This window comes from Rubrivirga halophila, from assembly GCF_046845755.1.
GTDB lineage: Bacteria > Bacteroidota > Rhodothermia > Rhodothermales > Rubricoccaceae > Rubrivirga.
The window spans coordinates 1,223,335-1,241,812 of record NZ_CP177357.1 but is presented as its reverse complement, the minus strand read 5'-3'; the positions used below and the strand labels follow the sequence as shown (position 1 = coordinate 1,241,812).

The 18,478-nt window shown below is 72.3% G+C and carries 13 protein-coding genes; 2 read left to right on the top strand and 11 right to left on the bottom strand.

Features of this window, described 5'->3' with window-relative positions; all coding sequences use genetic code 11:
* Window positions 1-53: 53 nt before the first annotated feature.
* Window positions 54-1,694, top strand: a complete 1,641-nt coding sequence (locus ACLIRP_RS05320) for a DUF1800 domain-containing protein (RefSeq protein ID WP_412062924.1) — start codon at window positions 54-56, stop codon at window positions 1,692-1,694.
* A 164-nt stretch (window positions 1,695-1,858) separates the two neighbouring features.
* Complete coding sequence (locus tag ACLIRP_RS05315; RefSeq protein ID WP_412062923.1) at window positions 1,859-3,463, top strand: DUF1501 domain-containing protein; 1,605 nt, start codon at window positions 1,859-1,861, stop codon at window positions 3,461-3,463.
* Here the strand turns inward: ACLIRP_RS05315 and ACLIRP_RS05310 are convergent.
* From ACLIRP_RS05310 to nadB, 11 genes are all read right to left on the bottom strand, one after another.
* On the bottom strand, window positions 3,460-3,921 hold the full coding sequence (locus tag ACLIRP_RS05310; RefSeq protein WP_412062922.1) for a hypothetical protein: 462 nt from the start codon (window positions 3,919-3,921) through the stop codon (window positions 3,460-3,462). The genes ACLIRP_RS05315 and ACLIRP_RS05310 overlap by 4 nt on opposite strands.
* Before the next feature lie 118 nt (window positions 3,922-4,039).
* Window positions 4,040-6,334 (bottom strand): polyribonucleotide nucleotidyltransferase, encoded by a 2,295-nt coding sequence (gene pnp / locus ACLIRP_RS05305; RefSeq protein WP_412062921.1) that lies wholly within the window; start codon window positions 6,332-6,334, stop codon window positions 4,040-4,042.
* Window positions 6,335-6,565: 231 nt separating this feature from the next.
* Window positions 6,566-6,832, bottom strand: coding sequence for a 30S ribosomal protein S15 (gene rpsO / locus ACLIRP_RS05300; protein ID WP_412062920.1), 267 nt, complete (start codon window positions 6,830-6,832; stop codon window positions 6,566-6,568).
* A gap of 295 nt (window positions 6,833-7,127) precedes the next feature.
* Window positions 7,128-8,051, bottom strand: coding sequence for a bifunctional riboflavin kinase/FAD synthetase (locus tag ACLIRP_RS05295; RefSeq protein WP_412062919.1), 924 nt, complete (start codon window positions 8,049-8,051; stop codon window positions 7,128-7,130).
* Window positions 8,048-8,758 carry a tRNA pseudouridine(55) synthase TruB gene (truB, locus tag ACLIRP_RS05290; RefSeq protein ID WP_412062918.1) on the bottom strand — a complete coding sequence of 237 codons (711 nt, stop codon included), beginning with the start codon at window positions 8,756-8,758 and terminating at the stop codon, window positions 8,048-8,050. The genes ACLIRP_RS05295 and truB overlap by 4 nt, the downstream gene beginning before the upstream one ends.
* 49 nt (window positions 8,759-8,807) lie before the next feature.
* Window positions 8,808-9,218, bottom strand: a complete 411-nt coding sequence (gene rbfA / locus ACLIRP_RS05285; protein ID WP_412062917.1) for a 30S ribosome-binding factor RbfA — start codon at window positions 9,216-9,218, stop codon at window positions 8,808-8,810.
* A gap of 71 nt (window positions 9,219-9,289) precedes the next feature.
* The gene (gene infB / locus ACLIRP_RS05280; protein ID WP_412062916.1) at window positions 9,290-12,115 is read right to left on the bottom strand and encodes a translation initiation factor IF-2; all 2,826 of its coding nucleotides are present in this window, start codon (window positions 12,113-12,115) and stop codon (window positions 9,290-9,292) included.
* A 56-nt stretch (window positions 12,116-12,171) separates the two neighbouring features.
* Window positions 12,172-13,674: a transcription termination factor NusA gene (nusA, locus tag ACLIRP_RS05275; protein WP_412062915.1), complete on the bottom strand. Its 1,503-nt coding sequence runs from the start codon at window positions 13,672-13,674 to the stop codon at window positions 12,172-12,174.
* 56 nt (window positions 13,675-13,730) lie between these two features.
* Window positions 13,731-14,192: a ribosome maturation factor RimP gene (rimP, locus tag ACLIRP_RS05270; RefSeq protein WP_412062914.1), complete on the bottom strand. Its 462-nt coding sequence runs from the start codon at window positions 14,190-14,192 to the stop codon at window positions 13,731-13,733.
* Window positions 14,193-14,791: 599 nt separating this feature from the next.
* The gene (locus tag ACLIRP_RS05265) at window positions 14,792-16,819 is read right to left on the bottom strand and encodes a tetratricopeptide repeat protein (RefSeq protein WP_412062913.1); all 2,028 of its coding nucleotides are present in this window, start codon (window positions 16,817-16,819) and stop codon (window positions 14,792-14,794) included.
* Window positions 16,816-18,432, bottom strand: a complete 1,617-nt coding sequence (gene nadB, locus ACLIRP_RS05260) for an L-aspartate oxidase (RefSeq protein WP_412062912.1) — start codon at window positions 18,430-18,432, stop codon at window positions 16,816-16,818. Before nadB ends, ACLIRP_RS05265 begins: the two co-directional genes overlap by 4 nt.
* Window positions 18,433-18,478 lie beyond the last annotated feature (46 nt).

The following is an 18,478-nucleotide window of genomic DNA, read 5'->3' as shown; positions in this document are numbered from 1 at the left end:
GGGCACAGGTCAGACGCCCTCTGGGCGATACCTCGCGCCCCCGCATCCCGCCCATGCCTCGTCTCCGACTCCCCGCGCCCCCCGACGCGCCGCCGCGCTGGCCCGCGCCGCGCCTGACGTCGGCGCCGGTCGAGACGGCGCCGGGCGTGTTCGCGCCGGCCGGCGCCCCCCTGGGCTGGTCGTACCGCCGCGAGGAGGAGGCCCGGACGACGGCGAGCGCCCCCTCCGCTGCGCTCGTCACCGCCGGGGGGCTCGAACGCTACGTCCCCAGCGCCGACACGCCGTGGACGCTGGACCGCGCCAACCACTTGCTTCAGCGCACGGCCCTCGGGGGCCCCCAGGCCCGCGTCGACGCCGTCTTCGCCCTCGGCGCGGGCGCCGCCGACACGCTCTTGGACCGTGCGGCGGCCTTGCCCGAGACGCCCGAGCCCGCCTGGTTCGACCGGGCGTACCCGCCATGGGACACGCCCGCCTTCGACGCCTACGTCGCCGAGCAGACCGCCTGGCTCGACGAGACCGAGTGGGGCGTCTACCGCCGCCTGATGGGCGGCGACGCCGGCGACCCGGTCGACCAGGCGGCCGTCGCGTTCCGCGAGCGCCTGGCGCTCGTCTGGAGCAACCACTTCGTGACCGAGCACGAGTCGTACTTCTTTGCGCCCCAGCTCGCGCGCTACTGGCGCCTGCTCCGCCACCACGCCCTCGGCGACCTCCGCACGTTCGTCCACGAGGTCGGCCTGAACCCGGCGATGCTCGTCTACCTCGACGGCCGCCAGAACCGCCGCTGGGCCCCCAACGAGAACTACGCGCGCGAGCTCCTCGAGCTGTTCGCCGTCGGCATCGCCGACGCCGACGGGCAGCCGACCTACACCCAGACCGACGTCGAGGAGCTGGCGCGCGCCCTGACCGGCTGGGACGTCGACTTCCAGGGCACCATGGAGGCCGTGTTTTTCCCCGAGTGGCACGACGACGGCGACAAAACGATTCTTGGCCAGCGAGGGCCGTGGGGCTACGACGACGTGGTCCCCCTCCTGTTTGACCAGCGGGGCGCCCAGATCGCCCGGCACATCTCGGCGATGCTCTACCGGGCCTTCGTCTACGAGGTCCCCAACCAAGCCGTCGTGACCCAAATGGCCGACCTGCTGGTGGCGTCGGACTACCAGATCGAGCCGGTCGTCCGGGCGCTCCTCACCAGCGCGCACTTCTACGACGACGCCGTGATCCGGGCCCGGATCAAAGGTCCCGTCGAGCAGGCTGTCGGACTGTGGACGGCGGTCGGCGCGCCGCTCGACCCCGAGGCGCTCGGCTGGCTCCGCTACCGGAGCTGGTTGGCCGGGCAGGTCTTGTTCGAGCCGTGGACGGTCGCCGGGTGGCCCGAGGGACGGGCCTGGGTCGACACCTCGACGCTGCCCGTCCGCTGGTACGCCGACGCGACGACGCTGTGGATCGTCGTCGAGGTGCTCGCGCCGTTCGCCCAGTCCGTGTCGGACCCGTTCTCGGCCCGCGCGTTCGTCGCCGAGGCCGCCCGGCTGCTGCTCGGCCGCCCCGCCAGCGCCGCCGAGGTGGACGCCTACGTCCGCGTGCTGCTTGACGCCATCCCCGAGTACGAGTGGAACCCCTACGCCGACGGCGCGCCCGTCCGCGTCCACGGCCTGCTGGAGCACCTCGCCCGCCTCCCCGAGTTTCTCCTCAGTTAGGCCGCAATGACATCCAACCAGATCGTCCCTCGCGGTCCAGCTTCCGCGCTCGCCGCGTTGCGTTCGTCGTCCGGGGCGATGGCCCCGCACTCCTCGCGCGCCTTGCGAGCACAACACCTGACCTCGCGAGGACCTGATCTCGTGACTGTCATTCCGACCTAGCCATGTGCCACACCGACCGACCGATCTCGCTGGCGCACGGGGCCGCGCACGACCACGACCACGCGGCGTGGACCCGGCGCGACTTCCTGTCCGGGCTGGGCCTCGGCGTGGCCGGGGCGGCCGTGTGGGGCGGCGCCGCGCCCGCCCGCGCCTTCGCCGGGAGCCCGCTCCTGGCGTCGCTGGCGAACGCCGAGACCGACCGGGTCTTGGTGCTCGTCCAGCTGGCGGGCGGGAACGACGGGCTCAATACCGTGATTCCGGTCCGCGACGACCGCTACTACGGCGCCCGGCCGACGCTCGCGATCCCGCGCGCCGACACGATCGCGATCGACGACGACACCGGGCTGCACCGCTCGCTCCGGCCGTTTGAGCGGCTGTGGGAGGAGGGCGACCTCGCGATCGTCCGGTCGGTCGGCTACGACGACGGCGACCTCTCGCACTTCCGCTCGACCGACATCTGGCTGTCGGGCTCCGACGCCGACGACGTCGTGCAGACCGGCTGGCTCGGCCGCTCCCTTCCGGTCGAGTACCCGGACTTTCTGGCCACCCCGCCGAGCGCCCCGCCCGCCGTCCAGGTCGGCGTGTCGTCGTCGCTCCTCTTCCAGGGCCCGGACGCCGGGTACTCGATGGCCGTCCAGGACGTCGACCGGTTTCTGGACTTGGTCGAGAGCCGTCCGCCGTACGACACGGGCGACGTGGCGCCGACGGCGGCGGGCGACCAGCTGGCGTACCTGCGCGGCGTCGCGAACGACGCCTTCCGCTACCGCGAGGCCATCGGCCAGGCGGCCGACGCGGCGACGAGCGACGAGGTCTACCCCGACCGCCGCTTTGGCGAGACGTTGTCGGCCGTCGCCCGCCTGATCAAGGGGCGCCTCGACACGCGCGTCTTCTTGGTCTCCATCGACGGGTTCGACACGCACGGCGACCAGGCCGACACGCACGCCGACCTGCTGGCGACGCTGGCCGGCGCGCTCGACGCCTTCTACGCCGACCTGGGGCGCACCGGCGACGCCGACCGCGTGCTGACGCTGACGTTCTCCGAGTTCGGCCGCCGGATCGAGGAGAACGGCTCGTTCGGGACCGACCACGGCACGGCCGCGCCGCTCTTCCTGGCCGGGCCCGCCGTCGCGGGCGGGCTCTACGGCGACGCCCCCGACCTCGCCGCGCCCGACGCGTACGGCAACCTCCAGCACGAGACGGACTTCCGCTCGGTCTACGCGACCGTCCTGGAACGTTGGATCGGCCTCGACCGCCCGCAAGTGACCGCTGCGCTCGGCGGCGATTTCCCGGTCCTGGACGTGCTTCCCTCGTCGGCCCCGACCTCCAGTGCGCCGACGCCGTCGGAGTCGGTCCGCCTGGGGACGCCCGCGCCGAACCCGGTCCGCGCGCGCGCCCGGGTCCCGTTCGCGCTCGCGGCGCCGGGCCGCGCCACGCTCGACGTGTTCGACGCGCTCGGCCGCCACGTTGCCCGCTTGGCGGACGGGCCGCACGCGGCCGGGCGGCACACGGCGGAGTTCGACGCACGGCCGCTCCCGTCGGGGACGTACCTCGTCCGGCTGGTGGCGAACGGCGAGCAGCGGACGGTGCCGCTGACCGTCGCGCGCTAGGCGCGGCGACGTAGGGTGACGGTCGCCGGAGCCGGGCAGGCGTCGCTGGCGGCGTCAAGCCGGACCGTGAGGGCGTCGGCGGCCGGCTCGGCAACAGTCACGGAGAACCGGACGCCGATGTCGCGGGGCAACACCTCGGCGTCGGGGCCGAGCGCGAGCGCGGTGCGGGTGCCGTCCAGCGTGCCGAGGGCGCGGCAGACCGGCGAGCACAGGCCGTTCGTGCACGTCCCCAGGCCGAGCTCGGCGGTGCCCCGGACGCGCCCGTCGACGACGTCGGTGATGGTGAGGACGGCCGTGGCGTAGGGCTCGCCCGCGGGCAGCGGCGCGTCGGGGCCGAAGGCGACCCAGTAGCCGACGAGCGGGTCGATCGGCTCGCGAGGCGGCTCGGCGGTGTCGCACGCCGCGAGCACGGCGACGGCGATCGCGACGGCGATCGCGGCGGCGAGAACGGGGCGCATGGAGGGGTGGGCGGATGCGGCGCCGACGATACGGCGCGCGATCCCCGGTGTCCACAAAAAAGCGCCCGCCCCGGCACGAAGCCAGGGCGGGCGCAGACGTCCAGAGACGGGTCAGGACCTAGTCGCGACGCCGGCCACGGCCGCGGCCACGGCCGCCGCCACCGCCGTCGCGGTTGCCGCGCTCCTCGCGGCGCTTGGCCATGGCCTCCTTCTCCTCCTCCGTCGGCTCGGCGAGGAACGGCTTGCGCGAGACGCGCAGCTTGCCGCCGTCGCGGACCTCGATGAGCTGGACCTCGAGCTTGTCGCCGATCTCGACCAGGTCGGCCGGGTCGTTGACGTAGCCGTGGGCCATCTCGGAGACGTGGAGCATGGCCTCCTTGCCCGGCATGATCTCCAAGATCGCGCCGAACGGCAGGAGGTTCTTGACCGTGCCGTTGTAGTTCTCGCCGACCTCGGGCTGCGTCACGATGCCGCGGATGATGTCCACGGCCGCGTACGCGGCGTCCATGTCGGGCGCGGCCACGGTCACGTAGCCCTTGCCGTCCTTCTCGTCGATGTTGATCTGGGCGCCGGTGTCGGCCTGGATGCCCTTGATGATCTTGCCGCCGGGCCCGATGATGGCGCCGATAAAGTCCTGGTCGATGACGACCTGGATGAGACGCGGGGCGCTCGGCGAGATGTCCTCGCGGGGCTCGGCGATGGTCTTGGCCATCTCCTCCAGGATGTGCAGCCGGCCGGCCTTGGCCTGCTCGAGCGCATCCCGCATGGTGCTCATCGCGAGCCCGTCGATCTTGATGTCCATCTGGCAAGCCGTGATGCCATCGGCGGTGCCACAGAGCTTGAAGTCCATGTCGCCGAGGTGGTCCTCGGTGCCCAGGATGTCGCTCAGGATCTGGACCTTGTCGCCCTCGGCGATCAGGCCCATGGCGATGCCGGCGACCGGCTTGTCGATCGGGATGCCGGCGGCCATCATGGCGAGCGAGCCGCCACAGACCGAGGCCATCGACGACGAGCCGTTGGACTCGAGCACGTCCGAGATGATGCGGACCGTGTAGGGGAAGTCCTCCTCGCTCGGCATCACCTTCGACAGCGCGCGCTCGGCCAGCATGCCGTGGCCGATCTCGCGACGGCTCGGGCCGCGCAGGAACTTGGTCTCGCCGACGGAGAACGGCGGGAAGCTGTAGTGGAGGTAGAACCGCTTGTCGGTCTGGTCGAACAGCTGGTCGACGGCCTGGACGTCGCGGCCGGTGCCGAGCGTGACCATGACCAACGTCTGGGTCTCGCCGCGCGTGAAGACGGCCGAGCCGTGCACCTTGGGGAGGTAGTCGACCTCGGACCAGATGTCGCGGATCTCGTCGGTCTTGCGGCCGTCGAGGCGGCGGCCCTCGGTCAGGATCATCTCGCGCATGACGCGGGACTCGGCCTCCTTGAAGGCCTCCTTGTAGTCGGACCGTCCGAACCCGTCGCCGTCGTCGTCGGCGGACCCGGTAATGTTGTCGACGGCCTCCTCGACGGCGGCCACGACCTCGTTGTCGGAGACGGCGAAGACGCCGTCGAGCATCTTGTCGCGGATCGTCTTGATGCCGCCGTAGAACGCCTCCTTGGAGTACTCCGAGCGGAGGTGCGCGTCGACGTCATCCTTGATCAAGCCGTAGACCTTGTCCACGAGCCCGGCGTCGGGGGCGACGGTGTTGTACTCGAGCTCGGCCGGGGCGCCGTTCTGGGCGTCGCGCTTGGCAACGAACTCGTTGATGCCGGCGACGATGGTCTGGATGGCCTCGAAGCCGAACTCGAGGGCGGCGACCATGTCGTCCTCGGAGATCTCGCTCATCTCGCCCTCGACCATCGAGATCGCGTCCGCCTTGCCGGCGACGATGAGGTCGATGTCGGACGCGGCGCGCTCCTCGCCCGTGGGGTAGAGGACGAACGCGCCGTCGACGCGGCCGACGCGGACGTGGGCGGTCGGGCCGGCGAACGGGCTGCCGCTCAGCGACAGGGCGGCGGACGAGCCGACGCCGGCGACGACGTCGGCGTCGATCTCGGTGTCGGCGGACAAGACGTAGTTGAGGACCTGGACCTCGTTCCGGAAGCCGTCCGGGAAGAGGGGCCGGATCGTCCGGTCGATGAGGCGCGCGGTCAGCGTCTCCTTGTCGCTCGGCCGGGCCTCGCGCTTGAAGAAGCCGCCGGGGAAGGCGCCCTTGGCGCTAAACCGCTCGCGGTAGTCGACGGTGAGCGGGAAAAAGTGCTGGCCGTCCTTGGCGAACGTCGCCGTGACGGCGGTCGAGAGGACGACCGTGTCGCCGAGCCGGGTGACGACGGCGCCGTCGGCCTGCTTGGCGAGCTTGCCGGTCTCGAGCGTCAGCGTCTTGCCGCCGACCTCGATGGTCTGGGTGATAGCCTGGGGGGCTGCCATGTGGGGTGTGGGTGCGGAGCCGGTCTGGTTCGGGCTCCTGATGAGAAAGCGGACGGATCGCCGGTTCGGGAATCCGTTCTCGCGCAGGCAGGCAGGCGGCTTGGGGCAGCGCCAGCGGGCTCGTGCGAGAACCGATCGCCGGGGGGCGAGCGTCGCGCGGGTGCCCCGACCGCCCGAGTGGCGGCCGGAACGAAAAACGGCGGCGCCCCGGGTGGGACGCCGCCGAGTCGGTTATCGACGGAGGCCGAGCTCCGCGATGATCGAGCGGTACCGCTCGATGTTGTTCTTGCGGAGGTAGGCGAGGAGCCGACGCCGCTTGCCGACCATCTTGAGCAGCCCGAGCCGGGACGCGTGGTCCTTGGTGTGGGTCCGGAGGTGCTCGGTGAGGTCGTTGATGCGCGCGGTGAAGATGGCGATCTGGACTTCCGGCTTGCCGGTGTCCTGGCCGCTGGCCCCGTGCTTCTCGATGATGTCCTGCTTGTTGTCCTTGGTGATCATGGTCGATCCTCTGCCGATCTGCGATACGGGAGAAGACCGCCTCCCCGATCGGGTGTGGGGAAACAGTCGGTGGGCGCCTCGTGCGCCGGGACAAAAGGTAGCGGGATCGGGCCTGGACGGGCCTCCGCCGGGGCTTCACGCGAGCAGGCGGGCGACGGCGGGGCCGGCGGGGGCGCGGTAGGGTGGGCGCAAGCCGGGTGGGCGTCGCAAGCAGGTGGGCGCGAGTCGGCGGCCGGACGCGAGCGGCGCTGACGCAAACCGGTCACCTCTCCCCTTCCTGCCAAGCCGGGATCCGTCAGGCGAGGGCGGCGCGGGCCGCGGCCTCGTCGGCGCCCAGCTGGCGGACGAGGGCGTCGACGCCGTCGAACCGGCGCTCGTCGCGCAGCCGCGCCAGCACGTCGACCGCGAGCCGCTGGCCGTAGAGGTCGCCCGCGAAGTCGAAGAGATGGACCTCGACGGTCCGGGCGCCGTCGGTCTCAAACGTGGGGCGGCGGCCGACGTTCATCATCCCGCCGGCTTCCGTCCCGTCCGCCAGCCGGGCGCGGACGGCGTAGACGCCCTCGCGCGGGACCAGCTTCGCCGGGTGCGACGGCACCACGTTCGCCGTGGGGTACCCGATCGTGCGGCCCCGCTGGTCGCCCTTGACGACGGTGCCGGTGAGGCGGTACGGGCGCCCCAGCAGCTGCGCCGCGCGCGCGGCGTCGCCCTCCCCCAGCAGGCGCCGGACGGCGGTCGACGAGACGGTGAGGTCGCCGTCGATCTGCTCGGGGATCACGTCGACGGAGAACCCGAGGTCGGGGCCGAGCGCCTCCAAGAGCGCGCGGTCGCCGGCGGCCTTCCGGCCGAAGCGGTGGTCGTAGCCGATCACGATCTCGCGCATCCCGACCTGCCCGACGAGCACGTCGCGGACGTAGGCGTCGGGCGCCAGCAGCGACAGGTCGCGCGAGAACGGGAGCACCACGAACCGCTCGACGCCGAGCGCCTGGAGCGCGTCGGCGCGTTCGTCGAGCGTGGTCAAGAGCGGGATGTGGTGGCCGGTCAGCACCTCGCGCGGGTGCGGGTCGAAGGTGACGACGGTCGGGACCCCGCCGATCTCGGCGGCGCGAGCGACGAGGTAGCGAACGATGGCCTGGTGGCCGACGTGGACCCCGTCGAAGGTGCCCGTCGTGACGACGGAGGCGGGGTTCGGGGTGAGGTCGTCGCCGTGCTCGCGCGTCATGGCCGGGTGTCGGCGGCGTCTTCGAGCGCGCCGAGCGCCCACGCCTCCGCCGCCTGGAACGGGCCGATGGCCTCGCGGCGCAGGGCCACCAGGTGGCCGCCGACGCCGAGCGCCTGGCCCAGGTCGTGCCCGAGCGAGCGGACGTACGTGCCCTTCGAGCACTCGACGCGCACGTCGAGGTCGTCGCCGCGGCGCTCGACCACGTCGAAGGCGTAGACGGTCGTGGCGCGAGGCTCGACGACGACCTCCTCGCCCCGCCGGGCCTTTTTGTACAGCCGCTCGCCGCCGCGCTTGATGGCGGAGTACGCCGGGGGCCGCTGCTGGATGTCGCCCCGGAACGCCGCCAGCGCGGCCTCGATGGCGTCGTCGGTCACCCCGCTCGCGTCGACGGTCGTCTCGACCTCGGAGTCGGCGTCGTAGCTCGGCGTCGTCTGCCCGAGCCGGATCGTGGCCGTGTAGGTCTTCGGGAGGCCCATGAACCGGTCCTGCTGGCGCGTCGCGCCGCGGCCGACGAGCACGATGAGCAGGCCGGTCGCCATCGGGTCGAGCGTGCCCGCGTGCCCCACCTTCTTGACGCCGACGGCGCGGCGGACGGCCTTGACGACGCCGAACGACGACATCCCGTCGGGCTTGTCGACCAAGAGGGCCGCCGGCTCGACCGGCGCCAGCGGAGCGCCGGCAGTTACGATGCGGAGGTCGTCGGTCACGGCGTCCGCCGGGCGTGGGGCCTCTCTCCTCTCGACCTCGTCCCTGCCATCAATACTCGCCACGCGAGGGCGCCTCGTCGGCGTCGTCGGCCTCGGGCTCGGCGGCCGGTCGGTCGGCGGCGATCTGGGCGAAGATGTCGTCCATCCGCGCGCGGCGCTGCGGGCCCTCGTCCAAGAAGAACTTGAGGTCGGGCATCCGCTTGAGCTGGTGCCGGATCCGCTGCGCGAGCGCGTAGCGAATCTCGGTCGACTGGCTGTCCAAGCCGACGAGGGCCTGCTTGCGCTCGAGGTCCGTCCCGCCCAGGATCGACACGTCGACGTACGCCGTGCCGAGGTCGTCCGTCATGCGGACGCCGGTGACGGTGACGAGCGACGGGCCGACGTTGGCGAAGTCCTGCTGCAGGATGTCGGCGATCTCTCGCTGGATCATGCGGCCGACGCGCTCGGTGCGAATAGACATGAGGGATGGGGGATACGGGATGAGGGATGCGGGAAAGGCCCATGCCTCTCATCCCGCACCCCTCCGTCCCTCTAGACCTGGAGCGTCCGCTTTTCCTCGGTGACGACGTAGGTCTCGAACTGGTCGCCGACCTTGATATCGTTGTAGTTCTTGACCGTCACGCCGCACTCGTAGCCCGCCGCGACGTCCTTGACGTCGTCCTTGAAGCGGCGCAACGTGTCGATCTCGCCGGTGAAGATGACGACGCCGTCGCGCACGATGCGGAGCTTGTCGCCGCGCGACACCTTGCCCTCGACCACGTACGAGCCGGCGATCGTGCCGACGCGCGGGGCGCGGAAGGTCTCGCGGACCTCGATCGTGGAGGTGACCGTCTCCTTTTCCTCGGGGTCGAGCAGGCCTTCGAGCGCGCTGCGCACGTCGGCGATGGCCTCGTAGATGACCGAGTACAGGTTGATGTCGACGCCCTCGCGCTCGGCGACGCCGCGGACGCCCGCGACGGGGCGGACCTGGAAGCCGATGATGATCGCGTCGGAGGCCGTCGCCAGCATCACGTCGGACTCGGTGATCGCACCGACGCCGGAGTGGACGATCTGGACGGCCACCTCGTCGTTCGAGAGCTTGAGGAGCGTGTCGCTCAGCGCCTCGACCGAGCCGCCCACGTCGCCCTTGACGACCAGGTTGAGGTTCGTGATCTCACCCAGCGCCATGCGGCGGCTGAGGTCGGCGAGCGTCACGTGGCGGCGCTGGTGGAGCGTCTGCTCGCGGATGAGCTGCAAGCGGCGCGCGGCGATGTCGCGGGCCTGGCGCTCGTCCTCGAGCACGACCAGGCGGTCGCCCACGTCGGGCGCGGCCGTCAGGCCGAGCACCTGGACCGGCGTCGACGGCCCGGCGATCTTGACGCGCTCGTCGCGCTCGTTGAACATGGCGCGGACGCGGCCGGACGTGAGCCCGACGACGTACGTGTCGCCTTCTTCGAGCGTGCCGTTCTCGACCAGGACGGTCGCGACGACGCCGCGGCCCTTGTCGAGGCGGGCCTCGACGACCGTGCCCACGCCGTAGCGGTCGGGGTTGGCCTTGAGCTCCAGGAGGTCGGCCTCGAGCTGGATCTTCTCCAGCAGCGCGTCGACGTTCGTGCCGTGCATGGCCGAGATCAGCTCGCACTGGACCTTGCCGCCGTACTGCTCGACCTGGACGCCCTGCTCGGCGAGCTGGGCCATGATCTTGTCGGGGTTGGCGGTGTCCCGGTCGATCTTGTTGATCGCGATCACCATCGGCACCTCGGCGGCGCGCGCGTGGTTGATCGCCTCGATCGTCTGGGGCATCACGTCGTCGTCGGCCGCGACGACGACGACGACGAGGTCGGTGACCTGGGCGCCTCGGGCGCGCATGGCGGTGAACGCCTCGTGGCCCGGGGTGTCGAGGAACGTGAGCTTGCGGCCCTCGTCGGTCTCGATCTGGTAGGCGCCGATGTGCTGGGTGATGCCGCCGGCCTCGCCGGCGATCACGTTCGCGTTGCGGATGTAGTCGAGGAGCGACGTCTTGCCGTGGTCGACGTGGCCCATGATCGTGATGATCGGCGGGCGGTCGATGAGGTCCTCCTCGGCGTCCTCGGTCTCGAGGTTGAACTCCTCCTCGACGTCGTCCATGAACTCGACCTCGAAGTCGAACTCGTCGGCGAGCAGCTCGATCGCGTCGGCGTCCAGGCGCTGGTTGATGGAGACCATCATGCCGAGCCCGAACCCCTTCGAGATCACCTCGGTGACCGGGATGTTCATGGCCTCGGCGAGGTCGCCCGTCGAGATGAACTCCATGACGCGCAAGACCGTGGCCTGCTCCAGCATCTCCTGCTGCTCGGCCTCGCGGATGGCGGCGCGCTCGTCGCGGCGGGCGCGGCGGCGCTTCTGGCGCGTCCGCTTGGACCCGCCGCCGGACGCCTTCGAGAGCGTCTTCGAGACGTTCTTCTGGACCTCCTCCTGGTCGACCTTCTTGCCGGACCGTTTGCCCTTCTTGGACTTCGAGGGCTTGCCGCCGGCCGAAGCCGGGGCGGCCGGGGCCGCGTCGGTCCCGTCGTCCTTGCGCTTGCGCTTGCGGCGGCGGCCGCCCTCGAGCCCGGAGATGTCGATCTTGCCCAGCACCTTGGTGCCGGTCAGGCCGTAGCGGTTGGCGCGGACCACGCCGCCCTGGTCGGCCTCGGGGCCCTGATCCTCGACCCCCTGCTCGCCGGCGGCGACCGGCGCCTCAGCGGCCGGCGTCTCGGCCGTCGCGTCGGCGACCGGCTCGGCCGGCGTCTCGGCGTCGGCGGTCGGCTGGGCGGGCGTCTCCGCGACGGGAGCGGGCTCGGCGACGGGCTCGGCCTCCACCGCGGGTGCCTCGGCAGCCGGCTCCGACGTCGGCGCGGGCTGCTCGGCGGCGGGCGTCTCGGCCACGGGCTCGGCGACGGGCTCGGCCGCAGGCGCCGGCGTCTCGATGACGGGCTCGGCCGGGGCGACCGGCGCCTCGGCGGGCGCGGGCGTCTGGATCACGGGCTCGGCCGGGGCCACGGGCGCCTCGGCGGGCTCCGGCGTCGGCGCGGGCTCGGCGGGCGCCTCCGGGGCGGCCTCGGGCGGCGCAGCCTCGGCGGCGGCCTCCTCGGCTTCGGCGGCGGCGAGCTGCTGGCGGCGCTCGCGGACGCGCGCCTTGGCGTCGGCGTCGTCGGAGTACGACTCCACGAGGGCGTCGTACATCTCGGGCGACAGCCGGGCGTTGGGGTCGCCAGCCGAGAGCTTCTCGTCGAGCTCGAAGCCGCGCTCGGTCAGCGCCGACACAATCGTGTCGGTCGCGAGGTTGAGCTCGTTGGAGGCCTTGAAGAGCTGGACGCGCTTCGGCTTGTCAGAACGTCGCTTGCGCGGGGTGGGCATTCGCTGAGGCGGGGGCGGAAACGGCGGGGCCGTCAAAAAAACTAGGGGGACGGCGCTTACGCCGCCGTGTCGTCGGAATCGTCGGTGTCGTCGGCGGCCGTTTCCGAGACGGGCTCCGTCTCGGGCTCGGCCGCGTCAGCGGCGGGCTTGGTCTCGTCGGCCTCGGCCGCCGGGGCGTCGGCAGCCTCGGCCGTAGGATCGGCGTCGGGCGCCTCGCCGTTGGCGGCCTCGGCCGCCTGGGCGGAGGCGGCGAGGTCGGCCGAGAGGTCGGCCGCCAGCTCGGAGGTGTCGGGCGCCTCGCCGTCGGCGTCGCGCTCGAACTCGGCCTCCATGAGCCAGGTGATCTTTTGGGCCTGCTCGTCGGTCAGCCCCGTCCGGCGCGCCAGCTCGGACGGCTGGAGCTCCAAGACGGCCTTGGCCGTGTCGCAGCCGATGTCCTTGAGCGACTGGATGATCGCAGACGGGATGACGTCGGAGAACTCGTCGATGTCGACGTCCTCCTCGTCGGCCTTGATGTCGCGGTAGACGTCGAGCTCGTAGCCGGTCAGCATCGACGCGAGCCGGATGTTCTGCCCGCCGCGGCCGATCGCCATCGAGACCTCGTCGGCGGGGACGGTGACGCGGGCGCGGGGCGGGGTCAGCTCGTCGTTGAGCTCGACGGCGATCGGCTTGGCCGGCGCGAGCGAGCGCTTGATAAAGTCGATCGTGTTGTCGGTCCACGGCACCACGTCGATGTTCTCGCCCTGCAGCTCGCGGACGACGGCGTGGATCCGCGAGCCCTTGACGCCGACGCACGCGCCGACGGGGTCGACCCGGTCGTCGTGGCTGATGACGGCCATCTTGGCGCGCTCGCCGGGCAGCCGGACGATCTTCTTGATCTCGATGATGCCGTCGTAGATCTCGGGCACCTCGAGCTCGAAGAGCCGCTCGATAAAGACCGGCGCCACGCGGCTGACGATGACCTGGGGGCTGGCGCCCGCGTCGCGGTCGACGTCGAGCACGACGGCCCGGAGCATGTCGCCCTTGCGGTAGCGGTCCTTGGGGATCTGCTCCTGGCGCGGGAGCACGAGCTCTGTCTTGTTGTGGAGCACGAGGACCTCGCGGCGGCGCGTCTGGTAGATCTCGCCGACCACGATCTCGTCGATGAGCTCGGAGTACTCGCGGTGGATGTTCTCCTTCTCGATGTCGCGGATCCGCTGGCGGAACGTCTGGAGCGCGGCCTGGACGGCGCGGCGCCCGAAGTCCTCAATCAGGATCTTGATGGCGACCTGGTCCTCGATGTCGTACTCCTCGTCGATGGCGACGGCGTCGGAGTACTCGATCTGGAGCACGGGGTCCTCGAGGTCGTAGTCCTCGACGACCTCGCGGACGTGCAGGATCTGGTAGTCCCCGTTGTCCGGGTTGAACACGATCTGGAACGCCTCGGGGTCGTCGGCCCCGTAGCGCTTGGCGATCATCGCGCGGAACACGTCCTCGATGATGACCTGGAGCGTGTCGCGGTCGATGTCCTTCTCGCGCGCGATCTCGGCGAAGGAGGAAACGAGGACGGTGGACTGCATAGGGGTGTCGGTGTTCGGTTGTCAGTTGTCGGTGGTCGGGCGGCGCCGACGACCGATCACCAGGGCAGGACGACGCGGGCGTCGCGGACGGCGTCGAGGGGGATCGGGGCGGTCTCGCCGTCGAGCGTCAACGTCTCGCTGTCGGCGGCGACGAGCTCGCCCTGGACGGTCACGACCTCGTCCTGGGCCCGCTCGAAGGTGACCGCGAGCGGCCGGCCGACGTGCTTGGCGTACTGCCGCGCGTCGACGAGCGGCTGGTCGGCGCCCGGCGTCGAGACGTCGAGCCGGTAGCGGCCCTTGACGACGTCCTCGGTCTCGAGCACGAACCCGAGCGAGCGGCTCACCGCCGTCAGCGCCTTGGCGTCGGCGACGCCGGGCGAGTCGACGAGCACCTCCACGACGCGGCTCCCCTCGAAGCCGCGCACCTCGACGCCGACCACGAACAGGTCGGTGTCGGCCACGGCCTCTTCAGCGAGGGCGCGGATGCGGTCGGCGAGCGGGCTGGCGGAGGTGGACAAGCGAGGCGGGGGATAGAGACGGAAAACGCCCGTTCGGCGGAACGGGCGTCGCTCGGGCGGTCGGCCGGGGGTCGGACCCGGGCGGGACGCCGAAAACAACGGGTGGCAGGCCACCCAAGGCTCGCTCCGCAGAGGAGCACTCCCGAAGGTACGTCGGGGGCCCGGGCGTCGCAATCCATCAACGGCCCCTGGAGCCCTCTGATCCCCCGTTTCGTGTGCATTCTGCGTTATGTCCAGGCCGGGAGCGGTTCCGCTCGCGCAGCCGGCCGACGGGGCCTGCTCGCACGGGACGCTCCCCGTCCCGATCCACCCCGCGCTCGCTCGGCGCGCCCCAGGACTCGCACGACGACGACCCGCTCGATGTGGGCGATGGCTCCCTCGGAGGCGGCGATCGGCCGTTCGATGGCACCAACCGCGCCCTCCAAGGCAGCGACGCCGTCCTCGAGATCGGCCACCGCGCCCTCCGTAGTGCCGACGGCTCCGTCCAGGGCGACGACGGCTCCCTCAAAAGCGACAACGGCCCCCTCGGTGGTGCCGACGGCGCCCTCGAGGGGGCCGACCGTCCTCTCGAGGGCACCGACGGCTCGGTCGAAACCGCTTCACAATTCCCCTCCGGGCGCGACGGCGACGCGGCGGACGCCGGCGGGCGTCGACACGACGGCAATCCCGGGCGCCAGCCGGGGCGCCACCTCGCCCCACGCCCCACTCGCGACGCGCGTGCCGGACGTGGTAAAGACGGTGACCGGCGTGCTCGCCGCCAGCGGCGCCGGGCGCGGCCACCCGAACACGTCGGCGCCGTCGACGACCGGCGCCAGCACCGCCCCGAGGTCGGGGTCGAGGCGGACGGCCTGGCGCCAGCTCGCGTCGGGATCCTCCCCCGCCGCCCGCTGCGCGAGCCCAAGGAGAAGGTGCGCCTCGGCATCCCAGGGGTCGAGGCGGACCGCCTCCCGGAGCGCCTCGTCGGCCGGGCGGCGCTGCGCCAGCAGGAACCGGCCGTGCTCGCGGCGCGAGGCCGGCCGCCGGGGCTGGGCGGCGATCGCGCGGCGGAAGGCGGCGTCGGCCTCCCCGGCTCGGCCCGCATCGGCGAGCGCGCGCGCCAGCGTTTCGAGTCGTTGGGGCTCGGTGTCGGGCGTCGCGGCTTGGGCGGCGGCCGCGAGGGGTGCGAGGGCGTCGGCCGGGCGCCCGGCCTGCAAGAGGGCGACCCCGAGCACGAACCGGGCGTCCGGAAACCCGTCGCCGAGCTGGTCGAGCGCGATGGTCACGAACTGCGCGCCCTGGGCGACGGCGCGCGCGTCGCCGGAGCGGATCCCGTAGGTCACGGCGGCGACGCCTTCGTAGAGGCCGCCCTCCGCGCCGTCCCGGTCGCGCGCCGCCAGCGGCGACACCACGCCGCTCCGCCCGACCTGGGGCGCCGCCTCGCGCACCGGCCCGTCCACGACGCGGATCCAGTGGTCGGTAAACGACGAGTGCGGCGCGTCCTGGGCCTCGACACGCGGCATGTGGCACGACACGCAGCCCGTCGGCGCGAGGTGCTCGGTGCGGAGCGCAGCCGGGACCGCCTCCCCGATTCCCTCGTGGCACGTCACGCACGACGCGCTGGGCGCGCCTGCCGGCCGCGACTCGAAGCCCCGGTGCGGGTCGTGGCACGTCACGCACTCGAGCGGGGCAGCGCTCGCCAGCGACTCCTGAAAGCACGCGCTCGCCTGCATCCGCGCCGCGTGCGACACGACGGCCACGCCCGCGCCCTCCTCGACGCCGGGCACGGCGAACAGCGCCTCGTGCGCCGCGAGCGGCCGGCCGGGGCGGTACGAGTACGCCGTCTCCCCGTCGCGGAGCACGTCGACCGTCGCGTGCAAGTGGCACTGGCTGCACACGTCGAGGCGGAGCTCGAGCGGGAGGTGCGCCGTGTTGACGATCGTCGGGTCGGGGCCCTCCGGTCCATCGCTCGCAAGCCGCGCCTCGACGTGGACCGAGCCCGGCCCGTGACACCGCTCGCACCCGATGCCGTCGGGCAGCGACACGACCCCGTCCTCGACGCCGACGAGCCGCTGGGGGATGCCGGTGTGGCACGACAGGCACCCGTCGGGCACGACGCGGTCGAAGCGGGGGTTGCCGGTCTCGTACCCCGGGCTCCAGTCCCAGCGCCCGCCACCCTGGGTGTACCACGTCAGCGGGAGTTCGATAAACCGGTCGCCGCGTCGGGCGAGGTACGTCCGCGCCGCGTCGCCGGAGCCGACGATCACGTCCATCGGGCGGACGAGCCGGGCGATCTCCGTCCCGTCGGCGGCGAGCTGGCGCTCTTCCTGTGCGAGCCGGCCGTCGACCTCGACCACGCGGTACTCGAACCCGGTGCTCGCGTCGACGATCGGCGTGTCGAGCGTCGGCTCGATGCGCGTCTCGGGCGTCCACTCCGCCATCGACTGGGCCATGCCGTGGCCGGCGTACGCCGCCGAGATGTCGGCGTGGCACGACGCGCACGCCGCCGCGCCGACGTAGGCGGCGTCCGCGTGCCCGACGAACGCGGCCTCCTCGCCGCCGCCCGCGCACGCCCCGAGCGCCAACAGGGCGACGGCCCACAGACTGCGGACCGCGCCGCTGCCCCAGGCCCCGTGCCCCAGGCCCCTCACGCCTCGACGCCGCCGACGAAGACGGTGTCGTGCCGCTGGGCCGGGTCGGTCTCCGGGTAGTCGGCCATCGTGTGCAGGCCGCGGCTCTCGTGGCGGCGCTGGGCGCACGAGATGATGAGGTGGGCGACGGCCACCAGGTTGCGCAGCTCGCACAGCTCGGCCGACAGCTTGGTGCGCTGGTAGAAGTCCTCCGTCTCGCGGTGGATCAGCGCGATCCGCCGGGCCGCGCGCGCCAGCCGCAGCGTGCTCCGCACGATCCCGACGTAGCTCTGCATCACGCGCCGCAGCTCCTCGCGGTTGTGCGATACCAGGATCCACTCGCTGGGGTTCTCGGCGTTCGACTCGTCCCAGTCCGGGATCCGCTCCTGGTGGCCGACGGCCGCCGCGTGCGCGCGCGCCGGGCCGACGGCGTTGTGGGCGTAGACGAGCGCCTCCAGCAGCGAGTTCGACGCCAGCCGGTTCGCGCCGTGGAGCCCGGAGCACGTCACCTCGCCGCACGCGAACAGCCCGGCGATCGAGGTCCGGCCCTCGTTGTCCACGACCACGCCGCCGCACGTGTAGTGGGCCGCCGGGACGACCGGGATCGGGCCCGCCGTCATGTCGAGGCCGTGCGCCAGCAGCGTCTCCTGGATGTTCGGGAAATGCTTCAGCACCGCCTCCGAGTCCTTGTGCGAGATGTCGAGCCAGACGTGCTCGTCGCCGCGCTTTTTCATCTGGTCGTCGATGGCGCGGGCGACCACGTCGCGCGGCGCGAGCTCCTCGCGGTCGTCGTAGGCGGGCATAAAGCGCTCGCCGGCCAGGTTGGTCAGCAGGCCGCCGTCGCCGCGGACGGCCTCGGTGATCAGGAAGCTCCGCCCCCCGAAGTCGGCGCCCGGCAGGTACAGGCTCGTCGGGTGGAACTGCATGAACTCCATGTTGGCCACGACCGCGCGTGCCCGGTACGCCATCGCGATCCCGTCGCCGGTCGCGACCGGCGGGTTCGTGGTGTGCTGGTAGACCTGCCCCGCCCCGCCCGCCGCCAGCAGCGTCGCCCGCGCCAGCACGGTGTGGACCACGCCCGTCTTGCTGTCGAGCACGTACGCCCCGAAGCACGTCAGCGCGTCGCCGGCCTCGACGGATTCGCCGAGCTGGTGCTCGGTCAGCAAGTTGACCGCGTAGTGGTACTCGAGGACGGTGATGTTTTTCGATCGGCGGACGGCCGTCAGCAGCGCCCGCTCGATTTCGCGGCCGGTCATGTCGGTCGCGTGCACGATCCGGTCGGCCGAGTGGCCGCCTTCACGGCCGAGGTGGAGGTCGCCGTCGGGGTCGCGGTCGAACTGCGCGCCGAGGTCGATAAGGTCGCGGACGCGCTCGGGGCCCTCCGTCACCACCATCCGCACCACGTCCTCGTGGCACAGCCCCGCGCCCGAGATGAGCGTGTCCTCGACGTGCGCCTCGACGTCGTCGCCCGGGGCCATGACCGCCGCGATGCCGCCCTGCGCGTAGTTCGTGTTGCTCTCGGCCGACTCCTTTTTGGTGACCACGCACACCGTCCCGTGCGCGGCGGCGCGGAGCGCGAAGGACAGACCGGCGACGCCGGAGCCGATGACGAGGTAGTCGTAGCGAGCGCGCATGCCGTCCGGGAGGGGTCGCGAATGGTAACCCTGTCCCCACAGCGGG

Excerpts from the sequence above, each read along its gene's own strand:
- infB (WP_412062916.1), bottom strand. The coding sequence starts at position 12,115 with ATGCCCACCCCGCGCAAGCGACGTTCTGACAAGCCGAAGCGCGTCCAG.
- ACLIRP_RS05295 (WP_412062919.1), bottom strand. The coding sequence starts at position 8,051 with ATGACGCGCGAGCACGGCGACGACCTCACCCCGAACCCCGCCTCCGTC.
- ACLIRP_RS05310 (WP_412062922.1), bottom strand. The coding sequence starts at position 3,921 with ATGCGCCCCGTTCTCGCCGCCGCGATCGCCGTCGCGATCGCCGTCGCC.
- nadB (WP_412062912.1), bottom strand. The coding sequence starts at position 18,432 with ATGCGCGCTCGCTACGACTACCTCGTCATCGGCTCCGGCGTCGCCGGT.
- nusA (WP_412062915.1), bottom strand. The coding sequence starts at position 13,674 with ATGCAGTCCACCGTCCTCGTTTCCTCCTTCGCCGAGATCGCGCGCGAG.
- rbfA (WP_412062917.1), bottom strand. The coding sequence starts at position 9,218 with ATGTCTATTCGCACCGAGCGCGTCGGCCGCATGATCCAGCGAGAGATC.
- ACLIRP_RS05315 (WP_412062923.1), top strand. The coding sequence starts at position 1,859 with ATGTGCCACACCGACCGACCGATCTCGCTGGCGCACGGGGCCGCGCAC.
- rpsO (WP_412062920.1), bottom strand. The coding sequence starts at position 6,832 with ATGATCACCAAGGACAACAAGCAGGACATCATCGAGAAGCACGGGGCC.
- ACLIRP_RS05320 (WP_412062924.1), top strand. The coding sequence starts at position 54 with ATGCCTCGTCTCCGACTCCCCGCGCCCCCCGACGCGCCGCCGCGCTGG.
- pnp (WP_412062921.1), bottom strand. The coding sequence starts at position 6,334 with ATGGCAGCCCCCCAGGCTATCACCCAGACCATCGAGGTCGGCGGCAAG.